Source organism: Rhodoferax sp. (assembly GCF_011391645.1).
GTDB lineage: Bacteria > Pseudomonadota > Gammaproteobacteria > Burkholderiales > Burkholderiaceae_C > Rhodoferax.
The window spans coordinates 1-12,601 of sequence record NZ_JAABQC010000086.1; the positions used below are offsets into that span (position 1 = coordinate 1).

The following is a 12,601-nucleotide window of genomic DNA, read 5'->3' on the forward strand; positions in this document are numbered from 1 at the left end:
GATCAGAACGCACACCACCCAGCTCGAATCGGGCAGCGTCGACGCCCGAGGCCGGCTGCCATCACTCGCACGCTTTGATCCGTGGGAACTCGAGGGCCTGCCTGCGCCGGTGCAGCGCTACTTCCGCGCGGTGCTGACCGACGGACAACCGATCATCGCGGCGGCCAACCTCGAGATGGCCGGCACGATCAACCTGTCGGCCACCGCCGAGCAGTGGAAGCCCTTCACATCGCGGCAGCGGGTGGTCACGCGCAAGCCAGGCTTCCTGTGGGACGCCGAGGTGGCCATGTTCCCCGGCCTGCCCGCGCATGTGGAGGACAGTTACATCGCCGGCCACGGCAGGCTGATCGCCAAGGTGCTCGGCTTGTTCACCGTGGCCGAATCGCAAGGCACAGGCGAGATCGCCCGAGGCGAGTTCATGCGCTACTTTGCAGAAAGCCCGTGGTACCCCACCGCCTTGCTGCCCAGCCAGGGCGTACGCTGGCAGGCAGTGGACGACGCTTGCGCCAACGCCACCATCGTCGATGGCCCGATCACTTTGACTCTACTGTTCCGGTTCAACGACGCGGGCTTGATCGCTTCGGTGCGGGCTGAGTCGCGGGGCGCCGGTGTGGGAAAGGATGGGATCATGGAAATGCTCCCGTGGGACTGCGCCTTGTCGGGCTACCAGCGGCAAGACGGCATGCTGATCCCGATGATCGGTGAAGCCGCCTGGGTACGACCCGAGGGCCGCAAGGTCTACTTCGTCGGGCACGTCAAGAAGCTCAGCTACGAGCTCCTGCCATGACGCTGCGGACACGGTTGCAACGCGCGCCACTGCTCGGCTTCCTCGCGCTGACGTTCGCCTGGTCCTGGGCGTGTTGGGCGCTGTCGCCGGCCATCAAACCGCAGCTGCCATGGCTTGCGACGTTGCTGATGTTTGCCGGCAGCTTCGGGCCCAGCCTGGCTGCAATCGTGGTGGTGGCCAGCACCCGCGGGCTCGAGGGTCTGCGCGCCTGGCTATCACGCTGTCTCCAGTGGCGCATCGGCTGGACTTGGTGGGCCTTCGCCCTGCTTTTGCCGCTGGCCTTGATGTCCATCGCGGCGGGCCTGCACATTGCGCTGGGTGGCGCCATCGCCACTTCGCCTGCATCCGGGCACCTGCTGATGACCCTCGTGAATCTGCCGCTGGTGCTGCTGCTGGGTGGACCCATGGGAGAAGAGTTCGGCTGGCGGGGCTATGCACTGCCTGTGCTGCAGGACCGGCTGGGATGGCGAGCCGCCAGCCTGGGTCTGGGGCTGGTGTGGGGTATGTGGCACCTGCCGCTGTTCTTCATCGACGGCACCGCGCAAGCGCACATCCCACTCGCCCTGTTCCTGCTGAGCGTCGTGGCGATGTCCGTTGTGTTCGCATGGCTGGTCAACCACACCGCTGGCAGCGTGGTGGCGGCACTTGTGTTTCACACGGCAATCAACTTTTGGCCGTCCGTCGTGCCCGTGTTGCCAACCGAAACGAGCTACGGGGCTTACGCGCTGGTCGTTGCCCTGCTGGTTCTACTGGCGATCGCGGCTCTTCTGAGCTCAGGGCTGGCGACAGGGGGCAGGGCGTCTGGCACTTCTTCTGGTTTCAATGGGGAGATTGATCTGATGCCCGAAAGCCGCCATCCATGACCACCAACTACTGGCCAATCGGCAGATGCCCACCTCGATGAAATGTTCGCCACATAGCCGACCGTCGGTCTGTATAAGCGAATGCCCGATTTGGATGAGGCAGTTCTGAAAGTCGACGGTCGGTTGAGAGTCTTCAAGAGCCAGCCAATTTCCTCTGAAGCCGACCGTCAAAATTGGGCGTCAGCCATGGATCGAAACGTAGACCCGGTAGAGTGACCCTGGCCACGGTATCGTTCAGGTGCTTTGTCGTTCAATGATGTCAAACCCCAGATTAACTTGCGCATGCGGCGGCGTTTCACCGTGCATCAGGGTCAGCAACATCTCTGCTGCGACCTGGCCAATTTGTGCGCGCGGGGTGCGTACCGTGGTCAGGGCGGGCAGCATCTGATCGCTGCCCGTGAGGTCGTTGAAACCTGCAACGGCAACTTGCCGGGGTACCGAAATTCCCAGTCTCAACGCTGCCAGCAAGGCCCCTTGGGCCAGGTCGTCGTTGCAGAAGAAAATTGCATCCACCGCCGGCTTTTGTTTCATGATTTGTTCAAACAGAACGCCTCCCAGCGCCAGCGAGGATGGTGCCGGGTTAAGCCATTCCAGTGTAGGGTCATACAGCTGAGCTTCGCGCAGCGCACTGCGCCAGCCATAAAGGCGTTGCATCACACGTGGATCCAATTGAGCTGCTGCAAAAGCCACGCGCTTTCGTCCTTGATTCAATAGCATATTGGTCATAGCCGCACCTGCCTGAATTTGCTTAAAGCCCACGCAGTAGGTGTGTTCAGTGTGCCCGGGGTCGGGTAAGTCCATCAGATGGACACAAGGCACCTGACTGCGCGTAATGAGCTTCTGTGTGGCCGTGTTTTGATCCAGCCCGGTGATCAGCAAACCAGCAGGGCGGTGCAGCAGTTGTTCACGCAGTAACTGCTCTTCCTCGCTGCTGTCGTAGTGCGTCACGCCCATCAGGGTTTGGTAACCAGCGGCACGCAGCGTTTTCTGGGCTGCGTCGAGCAAATCTACAAACAATGTATTGGAAAGCAACGGGATAAGAATTGCGACATGGTTACTGCGCTGTGAGGCCAGGGCCCGCGCGGCAGGGTCTGGCACATAGCCCAGCTTGTCAGATACCGTAACCACACGCTGTATCAATGCTGGGTCGACCGATCTCTCACCGCGCAAGGCTCGGGAAACCGTGCTCGGACTAACGCCAGCAGTCCGGGCGACATCGGCGAGTGTGACTCGGCCCGAGGCACGGTTATTTTTGATCGAAATATTCATAAAACCAAGGGTTAATACTGGGAAAAGATCAATCCGATTGAGTTAGGATAGCGCTGTCCAAGAGCTTAGAGCAAGATTGTACCGATTGCCTGTATCGACATTGCAAAGCAGGCATCGTGCCAATCATTATCTTCGCTCTTTTTTCCATCACTCTGGACAGCGCTGTCCGAAGTACCCGTCGCAGGAGCCATTAATTGTCCAAACCAGATGTATTGGCAGTCGCCAAATTGCACCCTTTCTACCTGAAGGCCTTGCAATCGGTATATGCAGTGCATGAGCGCACGCACCTTACCGACCCAGCTGCTTTTGTTGAGCTGGCGCCACGTATCGTTGGCATCGCGGCATCGGGTGAATCTGTCGTCACAAGTGAGTTGCTTGCCCAGTTGCCAAACGCCCGGGTGCTGTCAGTGTTTGGGGTTGGCTACGACGGAATTGACGTGTCGGCTGCCAACGCTTTGGGCATTGCGGTGACCCACACACCCGATGTATTGACCGAGGACGTCGCCGACCTGGCTTTGGGGCTGCTACTGTCAGTGGCGCGGCGTATTCCTCAGGCTGACAGCTATGTGCGTGCGGGTCGTTGGCCAGAGGGTCCCGTGGAATTGGGGCAAAAAGTGTCGGGTGCGCGTCTGGGTTTGGTTGGTTTGGGGCGTATCGGTCAAGCCATTGCGCGCCGGGCAAGCGCCTTTGGCATGAAGGTGGCTTACACCGCACGCAACGCAAAGCCAGATTCTGGCTATGATTTTTATCCGACGGCCGCAGCGCTCGCCGCCCAAGTCGATTTCTTGGTTGTGATCACGCCGGGTGGGGCCAGCACACAACACCTGATCAATGCGGATGTCCTGGCGGCCCTGGGCCCCAAGGCCTATCTGATCAATGTTGCGCGCGGCAGTGTGGTCGACGAGACCGCCCTGGTCAAGGCACTACAGACAGGGCAAATTGCCGGTGCCGCTCTGGATGTGTTTGCCCATGAGCCGAACGTACCGGCGGAGCTTTTGCACTTGACCAATGTGGTGTTAACACCGCACATGGCCAGTGCCACAGTGCAAACCCGCCAAGCCATGGCTGATTTGGCTTTTGCCAACATGCAAGCTGGCATTGCCGGCCAGAAGCTGTTGACACCGGTTCCCGAGTGCACGCTTGGCGCTTGAACTCACAAGCTCGACGAGGCGGACAATGTCTTCTCAAATAGGTCTGATTGGTATGGGTGTCATGGGCGGCAACCTGGCGCTCAACATGGTGTCCAAAAACTTGACAGTGTCTGTTTACGACATCAGTGCGGAGAAATTGGATCAATTTCTGGCCAGGCACGGCACACAACAACAGATTCTGGTGTGCCGTTCAACCGCTGAACTGATCACCAGCCTGGAGCGGCCCAGAAAAATCATGCTGATGATCCCGGCGGGCAAGGCGGTGGATGAGGTGATTGACCGCCTGCTGCCGGGTCTTGAGGCTGGTGACATTCTGATTGATGGCGGCAACTCGCATTTTCCGGACACCACGCGCCGAACCCGGTGGCTTGAATCCAAAGGCCTGCTGTTTGTTGGCATGGGTATCTCTGGTGGCGAGGAAGGCGCGTTGCACGGGCCTTCACTGATGCCGGGTGGTTCATTTGCGGCCTGGGCCAGCATCAAGCCCATATGTCAGGCCATTGCTGCCAAGGTTGACGTTAACGTGCCCTGCTGTGAATGGATCGGTGGCGAGGGCTCGGGGCATTTGGTCAAGATGGTTCACAACGGGATCGAGTATGGGGACATGCAACTCATCTGTGAGGTTTATGACCTGATGAGAAAATTGTTGCAACTCCAGAGCGAGGAGATGGCCGGCATTTTCATGCGCTGGGGTCGGGGTGATCTCAAAAGTTATCTGATCGACATCACCGCAGACATTTTGACCGTCAAGGATGCCGATGGATTGCCTTTGGTGGACAAAATTCTGGATCAGGCAGGGCAAAAGGGAACTGGCAAATGGTCTGCCGTGGCGGCACTGGACATGGCCGTCCCGCTGACGCTTATCACTGAATCTGTGTTTGCACGCATGTTGTCTGCCATCAAGGACGAGCGGATGCTTGCAGCAGAAAGTTTGTCTGGGCCACAGCCAGTCTTCAAAGGCGACAAAGACCATTTCATAGAGCAATTGGGCGAAGCCTTGCTGCTTGCCCGAATCATCTCTTATGCGCAAGGGTATCAGTTGATGCGCGCAGCCGGCCAAGAGTTCGGCTGGACTTTGAACTACAGCGGCATTGCCAACTTGTGGCGTGGCGGATGCATTATTCGGTCTGAACTTCTGGGGAAAATCAGGGCTGCATTTGATCGAAACCCCTTGTTGCAAAACATCTTGCTTGATCCAGTGATTCAACAGGTCGTGACACGGTCGCAATCCGCCTTGCGTGATGTGGTGAGTCTGGCCATTCAAAACGGTATACCGGTACCCGCTCTGTCCGCAGCAATAGCCTATTTGGACACCTACCGTTGCACCAAGCTGCCAGCCAATCTTTTGCAGGCGCAACGCGATTATTTTGGCGCCCATCAATACCAGCGCATTGACAAACCCGTCACACAACATTGGCACACCGACTGGCTTGCCAAAAGCGCCGAGTAAAAAGTCGCACTGCATGACGATCAACGAACTAATTTTTGGCAAATCATGCTGACGTTTCATTTGGTGGTTATGGGTGTGTCGGGCTGTGGCAAAACCAGCGTGGCCGCAGCCCTGGCGAAGCGTCTGGGCTTGGTGATGGTGGACGGCGACGATTTGCACACGCCTGAGAGCGTGGCCAAAATGCGTGCCGGCATCCCGCTTGATGACACCGATCGATGGCCTTGGCTGGATCGTATTGGTGCCTATTTGGCGCAAGGCGATGCCACCCACACGGGCCGCATCGTGGCCTGCTCGGCACTCAAAAGAGCGTATCGGGACCGCCTGCGCCAGCACACGCAGCAACTCTACTTTGTGTTTCTGGACGGTAGTGACGAACTGATTCGCAAGCGTTTGGTTGAACGCAAGGGGCACTACATGCATCCCGAGTTGCTTGACAGCCAGCTTCGCACTCTGGAAAGGCCGCAGCCCGATGAGCACGACATCATCTGCCTGAACATCAGCGCCTCGGTGGATGCCCTGGCTGATCAGGCATTGCAGGTATTGCAATCATTACGCGCGCAGACACCGCGTGTTTCCTAACTTTCAAATCCTATGAAAATCCTTGAAACTTTTCAATTAAATGGCCATCGTGCCCTGATCACCGGCTCATCTGGCGGCATTGGTCTGGCCTTGGCGCGCGCCCTTGGTCAAGCCGGTGCGCACGTCGTTCTCAATGGTCGCAACGCTGCCAAGCTGGCACAAACAGCGCTGGCACTGCACGCTGAAGGTTTGCACGTCAGCAGCGAGGCGTTTGACGTGACTGATTCGGCGGCCGTGCGCTCTGGCGTTGACGCCATTGAAAGCAAGCTTGGACCGATTGATATTTTGGTCAACAACGCTGGCATGCAAATCCGCAACCCGCTGCATGAATTTGCCGATGCCGATTGGCATACTCTGATGAAGACCAATCTCGACAGCGTTTATTACGTGGGCAAGGCTGTGGCTGAAAAAATGATTCCGCGCGGCCAGGGCAAGATCATCAACATTTGCTCGGTGCAAAGCGAGTTGGGTCGCCCGGGCATTGCGCCTTACACCGCCAGCAAAGGTGCGGTCAAGATGTTGACCAAAGGCATGGCCATCGACTGGGGCCAATATGGCATCAACGTCAATGGTCTGGGCCCGGGATATTTCAAAACCGAGTTGACTGAAAAATTGGTAGCTGACCCCGCCTTCACGGCCTGGCTGGTAGGGCGAACCCCAAGCCGCCGCTGGGGTGATGTCGAAGACCTGGGTGGCGCAATCGTCTTTTTGGCCAGTGATGCCTCGCGCTTTGTCAACGGGCACATTCTCTACGTCGACGGCGGCGTCACCGCCACCCTTTAACCCCTTTCATGAAAGAGCAACGCCATGCGAACCCTGGTCTGTCATTCTGCTAAAGATTTGCGCATTGAAACCACTGAACTGCCCGCATTGGGTGACCAACAAATGGTCGTCAAGATCGCCTTTGGCGGCATTTGCGGCTCGGACCTGCATTACTACCAGAACGGTGGTTTTGGTGCCGTGCGCATCAAGCAGCCGATGGCGCTGGGGCATGAGTTCTCCGGTGTCATCGCCGCATTGGGCAACCAGGTCAGTGGCTTTGTGGTGGGGCAACGCATTGCCATTTCTCCGTCGCGTCCCTGCGGAAATTGCCGCTTTTGCCAACTCGGCCAGCATAACCACTGCCTGAACATGCGCTTTTATGGCAGCGCCATGCCTTTCCCACACATTCAGGGCGGCTTTTCTGAACAACTGGTGATTGATGCGAGCCAGGCTTACCCCATTGCCGACCATCTGAGCTTGTCAGAAGCAGCGCTTGCCGAGCCCATGTCGGTTGGCTTGCACGCCATACAGCGCGCCGGTGGGGTGCTGGGCAAGCAGGTGCTGGTGACAGGCTGTGGGCCGATTGGTTCGCTCCTGATCGGCAGCCTTCGCCGCAGTGGCGCGGCACGCATAGTGGCTGCCGACATTGCCGATATGCCCTTGACTTGCGCGCGTCAGATGGGGGCGGATGAAACCATCAATCTGCTCACTCAAACAGAGGGCCTTGACCCCTACAAGGCAGACAAAGGCCAGTTTGATGCCGTGTTTGAGGCCTCGGGCAGCCCGCAGGCGCTGCGCACGGCGCTTGATGTGATTGCCCCGCGCGGCGTGTTGATCACAGTAGGTTTGGGTGGTGACATCAGCCTGCCGATGAACCAGATCGTGGCCAAAGAGATTGACCTGCGTGGCACCTTCAGGTTTCACGCCGAATTTGCCACGGCAGTCCAGTTTTTGAACCAGGGCTTGATCAACGGCAAGCCGGTGATTACCCGTGTGCTGCCCATGGAGCGCGCGGTTGAAGCGTTTGAACTGGCGTTGGACAAGCGCCAGTCGCTCAAAGTACAAATTTCATTCAACCCGGAACTGGTCGACTGAACGCCGCCACGCATGACGCAACAACATACCTTCAATTCCATGAACAAAATTGCCTTGGTAACAGGCGCCGGCTCCGGTATCGGCAAAGCCTGCGCATTGGCCTTGCTTAAAGACGAATGGCAAGTCGTTTTTGTCGGTCGCAGGCTCAGTGTGCTTGAAGAAGCCATTGCCATGGCGGGCGCGCATAGCGTTAATGGTCACGCCATGGCGGCTGATTTGACGCATGAAGCAGAGGTAAAAGCGCTGTTTTCGAAAATTCATGCGCGGTTTGGTCGGTTAGATCTTTTGTTCAACAACGCCGGTATCTCCTTGCCCACCACCTTGCCTGGCGACCTGTCTGGCGACGACTGGCGCCGGACTGTTGACATTAATTTGAATGGTGCCTTTTACGCCCTCTCCAACGCTTTTAAATTGATGCAAGAACAACGGCCCCAAGGGGGGCGCATCATCAACAATGGTTCCATCTCGGCCCATGTGCCACGCCCAGGCTCGATTGCTTACGCCACGACCAAACATGCGATCAGTGGGCTGACGCGCGCCGCAGCACTGGATGGACGTGCCTTTGGCATTGCAGTGGGGCAGATCGATATTGGCAACGTCACCTCTGACATGACAGCCAAGATGACCCAGGGTGTGCCGCAAGCAGACGGTAGCCTGAAACCTGAGCCCTGCATGGACATCGCAGCGGTGGTTGACGCCTTCATGTGCATGGCGCGTTTGCCATTGACAGCCAACATTTTGACTGTAACCGTGATGGCCACCCAAATGCCCTATGTGGGGCGTGGCTAGTCATTTTTAAAAGGCATGACCAAGAATGATCGATTCACTTCTGCTGCGGCTGACAACACGCTTGTCTGGTTCAGCTGCCCATCATGCTGAAGCTTCGACTTATTGGCATGCCCATGCGAGGAAGACGACATGTTAAACGCACTCAAATGGCTCTGGAAGAGCCTGGATCTCATCATGACCGTATTGCTCGTTGTGATGATGACGCTGGTTTTTACCAACGTTATATTGCGCTACGGGTTCTCGTCCGGGCTCAGGCCTTCGGTCGAGCTGTCCCGGCTGGGGTTTGTCTGGCTGTCCATGCTGGGGGCGGCCGTGGTGCTGCGCCGCAAGGAGCATCTTGCCGTGACTGAAATATCGGAACGGCTGTTCCCCCGATTTGTCCCATTTCTCAGACGCCTTTCCTACGTTGTCATCCTGGTCGCCGTGCTGATGCTGCTCCAGGGCTCCTTCAACCAGATGAACAAGAACTGGGGCAATGTTTCACAACTGACCGGGCTGCCTTCGGCGTTGTTTTATCTGGCCGGCGTCGTCTCGGCGGTGCTGATGACCGGCATCGCATTGGTGCGCATCATCAACCCGGATGCGCTGAGCACTGGAGACAAAAAATGACGCTCGTCCTTTTCCTTGGAGTCCTGATCGGATCCATCATCCTGGGGTTGCCGGTGGCTTTTGCGCTGCTGCTGGCAGCGATGGCACTGATGCTCCAGATGGACACCTTCAGCTCCGACATCCTGGCGCAATCACTGCTTAACGGTGTCGACAGCTTTCCGCTGTTGGCCATTCCTTTTTTCCTGGTGGCGGGCGAGGTCATGTCCTCTGGCGGCCTCTCAAAACGGATTGTCAGGCTTGCGATGGCGCTTGTGGGCCACCGCAAGGGCGGGCTGGGCTATGTTGCAATCTTCACCTCCGTGCTGCTCGCCGGGCTGTCGGGTTCGGCGGTGGCAGACGCGGCTGCGCTTGTCAGCATCCTCTACCCGATGATGCGCAATGCCAACTACCCTGAAGGGCGTTCGATCGGTCTACTCGCCTCTGGCGGCATCATTGCACCAGTGATTCCGCCGTCGCTGGCACTGATTTTGATCGGGGTCGCAGGGAACATTTCGATCAAGAACCTGTTTATCGGTGGCATTGTGCCGGGGCTGATGATGGGTGCCACCCTGGTTGCCGTATGGTCCTTTCTGATCCGCAATGAAAAGCTCGAGACACAACCAAAAGCCAGCACGGCCGAGCGTCTGAAATTATTTCGCGAAAGTTTTTGGGCCTTGTTGCTGCCGGTGATCATCATCGGCGGCATACGCTTTGGCGTCTTCACGCCGACCGAAGCGGCCGTCGTTGCAGCTGTCTATGCGATCTTTGTGTCTACCGTGATTTACCGCGAAATGACATGGCGCGGGTTTTACGAAACATTGTTGACTGCTGGTCGCTCAACGGCCATGGTGATGTTCCTGGTCGGCTGTGCCATGGTCGCCGCCTGGCTGATCACCGTGGCGCAGTTGCCGCAGCAACTCGCCGAATTGCTGGGCCCGTTGATTGACCAGCCACGCGTGCTGATGGCCGTCATCATGATGATCGTGCTGTTGGTCGGTATGGTCATGGATCTTTCGCCGACAGTTTTGATTCTTGTTCCGTTGTTGATGCCTGTGATCAAGCTGGCCGGGATCGATCCGGTTTATTTCGGCCTCATGTTTTGCATCAACTGCTCAATTGGCCTGATCACGCCGCCGGTGGGCACCGTCCTGAATGTGGTTTGCGGCGTTAGCCGCGCCCCGATGTCAACCGCGGTCAAGGGCATTTGGCCCTTTATTGCGGCCTATGTGGTGCTCCTATCGCTCTTCGTGGCGTTCCCGGGCATCGTCACCATACCGATGAAATGGCTCATCGGTTAACTTTCACTATCTGGAGATAAGAAATGCATAAATTCATCAAACGGCTGAGCATTGTGGCGGCGATCGTCATCGGCGTCTCGACTTCGGCTGCGGCACAAGTCACACTCAAATTTGCGCACGCGGCACCGGAGTCCGACCTGCAGCAAAATCTGGCGCTGTTCTTCCAAAAAGAAGTGGCCAAACGCACTGGAGGCGAGGTCAAGGTGCAGGTCTTTCCGTCGGGCCAGCTCGGAAACGATGCGCAGATGATCGATGGTGCCCGATCCGGCATTATTGATATCTTCATGGTCGGTCTGAACAATATGTCTGGTCTGATGCCGGAATCTGAGGCATTCGAATTGCCGTTCATGTTTCCTACCCGCCAGGCGGCTTACAAAGTCCTTGACGGCAAAGTTGGACAGGATGTTCTGGCTGGTATGAAGACCTTCGGTCTCAAGGGCCTCGGCTACCCGGAGAACGGTTATCGCAATATGACCAATAGCCGTGGGCCGATTCGCAAGCCCTCTGATGTCAAGGGCCTGCAGATGCGTGTCAACAATTCGAAGTCATTGAATAACATGTTTGCAACACTTGGCGCCAGCCCACAGCAGATACCGGTGGCCGAGCTCTACACTGCCCTGGAAACCAAGGTTGTTGACAGCCAAGACCATCCGATTGGCATCACCCTGTCGTTCAAGTTCTATGAAGTGCAGAAATACCTGAGCCTGACGCAACACGCCTATTCGCCATTGTTGGTTTCCATGAACCTCAAGAAGTTTGACGCGCTGACAGACAAGCAACGGCAGATCATCCTGGAGGTCTCCAAGGAAGCCGTTGATATGCAACGCAAGCTGAGCATTTCGAAAGAAAACGAAATGATCGCCCAACTTGAGGCGCAAGGCATGAAGGTCAATCGTGACGTGGACGGTGCTGCCTTTCAGGCAGCTGTCAAGCCAGTTTGGGATGCCTACATCGCCAAGTCGGGTAATGGGCTTATCAACGCCATCAATGCTGCCGCCGCCGCCAAGTAAAGCCAACCCCCGTTAGAGGCACAGATCCCGGTTTGATTGGCCACGCCGCGGATCGGGAGCGGAGCCGGCGCAATGACCTGTTTGAGGAACCCATGCTTGTGGGTCAGGCTGGTCATGCGCCGGTCGATTTTATTTTTCAGAGAAGCCTAATAGGAGTATTCCAATGATCACACGCTACGCACTATTTGAAGGACAAGTTCAGGCTGGGCAAACAGACGCGTTCCGTGCCGCTGTGCTGGCTGAAATCTTGCCAAAGTGGAACGCTTTTCCTGGCGCTTTGGCGGTCCGGGTGTGTTTCGCCAACGAGCGTGATGACGGTGCACCAGAATTCCCTTTGATTCTTGCCATCAGCTATCCGGACCGACTGGCCGTGGACACAGCTTTGGCCAGCTCTGTTCGCGCAGAGGCCAAAGCTGCAACTGAGTCGGTTTTGGCTCGCTACTTCACTGGTCGAATTCACCATCACATCACCGAGGCGCATGACAGCGTCCTGTAGAGACAGATGCAAGGTCCAGCCTGGTCGATGCGTTGGTGACTTGTCTCTTGTACTGTGCAAACTTCACGCCAGCCTGGTTTGGACTCGAACCAGGCCATTTGAATCAGCAAGCCGGCAGGGCGGGGTGTTTGGCACGAACTCACATGGTCTCAGCCGACCCCCACTTGGAAGGGCAACGGGAAAGGTGGTGTCACGGCCTTGTCAAGACTTGGTGACCTTGTGAATCCTTGAAAGCAACATGATGGCATTCGCCACGTCGGCGGTGAACCCGGCACGCTTCAAATCCGTTGGGTCGGCGCCGTCGAACACCAGTCTCTGAAGATAGTCAGAGCATTCCTGATAGCCCCAGATCGTCTTCAACGTGTTCGCGATTCGTTCGTGTCTGGTTCTGACTGTTTCGATCGCCTGCTCAATCACGTCCTCGTCGCGAAGGGGTGGTTTTGAAACTCGAGGGGATGGCTCTT

At 57.1% G+C, this 12,601-nt stretch carries 14 protein-coding genes; 12 read left to right on the plus strand and 2 right to left on the minus strand.

What is annotated here, in order from left to right; genetic code table 11:
• Both GPS82_RS10810 and GPS82_RS10815 read left to right on the plus strand, forming a co-directional pair.
• On the plus strand, positions 1-787 hold a 787-nt coding region (locus GPS82_RS10810), incomplete at its 5' end, for a DUF6544 family protein (RefSeq protein WP_296494458.1).
• On the plus strand, positions 784-1,650 hold the full coding sequence (locus GPS82_RS10815) for a type II CAAX endopeptidase family protein (RefSeq protein WP_296494460.1): 867 nt from the start codon (positions 784-786) through the stop codon (positions 1,648-1,650). The genes GPS82_RS10810 and GPS82_RS10815, both read left to right, overlap by 4 nt.
• 234 nt (positions 1,651-1,884) lie before the next feature.
• Here the strand turns inward: GPS82_RS10815 and GPS82_RS10820 are convergent, their stop codons facing one another.
• Entirely contained in the window at positions 1,885-2,919 is a 1,035-nt protein-coding gene (locus GPS82_RS10820) for a LacI family DNA-binding transcriptional regulator (RefSeq protein ID WP_296494463.1), read from the minus strand.
• Positions 2,920-3,113: 194 nt separating this feature from the next.
• Here GPS82_RS10820 and GPS82_RS10825 point away from each other — a divergent pair, with 194 nt between their 5' ends.
• The 10 genes from GPS82_RS10825 (at position 3,114) to GPS82_RS10870 (ending at position 12,137) form a co-directional block, all read left to right on the plus strand.
• Entirely contained in the window at positions 3,114-4,070 is a 957-nt protein-coding gene (locus GPS82_RS10825) for a 2-hydroxyacid dehydrogenase (RefSeq protein WP_296494466.1), read from the plus strand.
• A gap of 25 nt (positions 4,071-4,095) precedes the next feature.
• Positions 4,096-5,520 (plus strand): decarboxylating NADP(+)-dependent phosphogluconate dehydrogenase, encoded by a 1,425-nt coding sequence (gene gnd / locus GPS82_RS10830; RefSeq protein ID WP_296494468.1) that lies wholly within the window; start codon positions 4,096-4,098, stop codon positions 5,518-5,520.
• Positions 5,521-5,565: 45 nt separating this feature from the next.
• Entirely contained in the window at positions 5,566-6,099 is a 534-nt protein-coding gene (locus GPS82_RS10835; protein ID WP_296494471.1) for a gluconokinase, read from the plus strand.
• 12 nt (positions 6,100-6,111) lie between these two features.
• Complete coding sequence (locus GPS82_RS10840) at positions 6,112-6,882, plus strand: SDR family oxidoreductase (RefSeq protein ID WP_296494473.1); 771 nt, start codon at positions 6,112-6,114, stop codon at positions 6,880-6,882.
• Positions 6,883-6,906: 24 nt separating this feature from the next.
• Positions 6,907-7,956 carry an L-idonate 5-dehydrogenase gene (locus GPS82_RS10845; protein WP_296494475.1) on the plus strand — a complete coding sequence of 350 codons (1,050 nt, stop codon included), beginning with the start codon at positions 6,907-6,909 and terminating at the stop codon, positions 7,954-7,956.
• 39 nt (positions 7,957-7,995) lie between these two features.
• Positions 7,996-8,745: an SDR family oxidoreductase gene (locus GPS82_RS10850; protein ID WP_296494476.1), complete on the plus strand. Its 750-nt coding sequence runs from the start codon at positions 7,996-7,998 to the stop codon at positions 8,743-8,745.
• A 129-nt stretch (positions 8,746-8,874) separates the two neighbouring features.
• Positions 8,875-9,354 carry a TRAP transporter small permease gene (locus GPS82_RS10855; RefSeq protein WP_296494477.1) on the plus strand — a complete coding sequence of 160 codons (480 nt, stop codon included), beginning with the start codon at positions 8,875-8,877 and terminating at the stop codon, positions 9,352-9,354.
• Positions 9,351-10,631, plus strand: coding sequence for a TRAP transporter large permease subunit (locus GPS82_RS10860; RefSeq protein ID WP_296494478.1), 1,281 nt, complete (start codon positions 9,351-9,353; stop codon positions 10,629-10,631). Before GPS82_RS10855 ends, GPS82_RS10860 begins: the two co-directional genes overlap by 4 nt.
• Positions 10,632-10,654: 23 nt before the next feature.
• The gene (locus GPS82_RS10865; protein WP_296494479.1) at positions 10,655-11,641 is read left to right on the plus strand and encodes a DctP family TRAP transporter solute-binding subunit; all 987 of its coding nucleotides are present in this window, start codon (positions 10,655-10,657) and stop codon (positions 11,639-11,641) included.
• Positions 11,642-11,804: 163 nt separating this feature from the next.
• Complete coding sequence (locus GPS82_RS10870; protein WP_296494481.1) at positions 11,805-12,137, plus strand: hypothetical protein; 333 nt, start codon at positions 11,805-11,807, stop codon at positions 12,135-12,137.
• 201 nt (positions 12,138-12,338) lie between these two features.
• On the opposite strand, the gene GPS82_RS10875 is transcribed toward GPS82_RS10870, so the two are convergent.
• Positions 12,339-12,601 (minus strand): hypothetical protein (locus GPS82_RS10875; protein WP_296494483.1); only part of this gene is annotated, 263 nt, incomplete at its 5' end.

What these genes read in the sequence shown, in the direction of transcription:
- GPS82_RS10850 (WP_296494476.1), top strand. Translation starts at nt 7,996, where the DNA reads ATGAACAAAATTGCCTTGGTAACAGGCGCCGGCTCCGGTATCGGCAAA.
- gnd (WP_296494468.1), top strand. Translation starts at nt 4,096, where the DNA reads ATGTCTTCTCAAATAGGTCTGATTGGTATGGGTGTCATGGGCGGCAAC.
- GPS82_RS10815 (WP_296494460.1), top strand. Translation starts at nt 784, where the DNA reads ATGACGCTGCGGACACGGTTGCAACGCGCGCCACTGCTCGGCTTCCTC.
- GPS82_RS10845 (WP_296494475.1), top strand. Translation starts at nt 6,907, where the DNA reads ATGCGAACCCTGGTCTGTCATTCTGCTAAAGATTTGCGCATTGAAACC.
- GPS82_RS10855 (WP_296494477.1), top strand. Translation starts at nt 8,875, where the DNA reads ATGTTAAACGCACTCAAATGGCTCTGGAAGAGCCTGGATCTCATCATG.
- GPS82_RS10820 (WP_296494463.1), bottom strand. Translation starts at nt 2,919, where the DNA reads ATGAATATTTCGATCAAAAATAACCGTGCCTCGGGCCGAGTCACACTC.
- GPS82_RS10835 (WP_296494471.1), top strand. Translation starts at nt 5,566, where the DNA reads ATGCTGACGTTTCATTTGGTGGTTATGGGTGTGTCGGGCTGTGGCAAA.
- GPS82_RS10870 (WP_296494481.1), top strand. Translation starts at nt 11,805, where the DNA reads ATGATCACACGCTACGCACTATTTGAAGGACAAGTTCAGGCTGGGCAA.
- GPS82_RS10860 (WP_296494478.1), top strand. Translation starts at nt 9,351, where the DNA reads ATGACGCTCGTCCTTTTCCTTGGAGTCCTGATCGGATCCATCATCCTG.
- GPS82_RS10865 (WP_296494479.1), top strand. Translation starts at nt 10,655, where the DNA reads ATGCATAAATTCATCAAACGGCTGAGCATTGTGGCGGCGATCGTCATC.
- GPS82_RS10840 (WP_296494473.1), top strand. Translation starts at nt 6,112, where the DNA reads ATGAAAATCCTTGAAACTTTTCAATTAAATGGCCATCGTGCCCTGATC.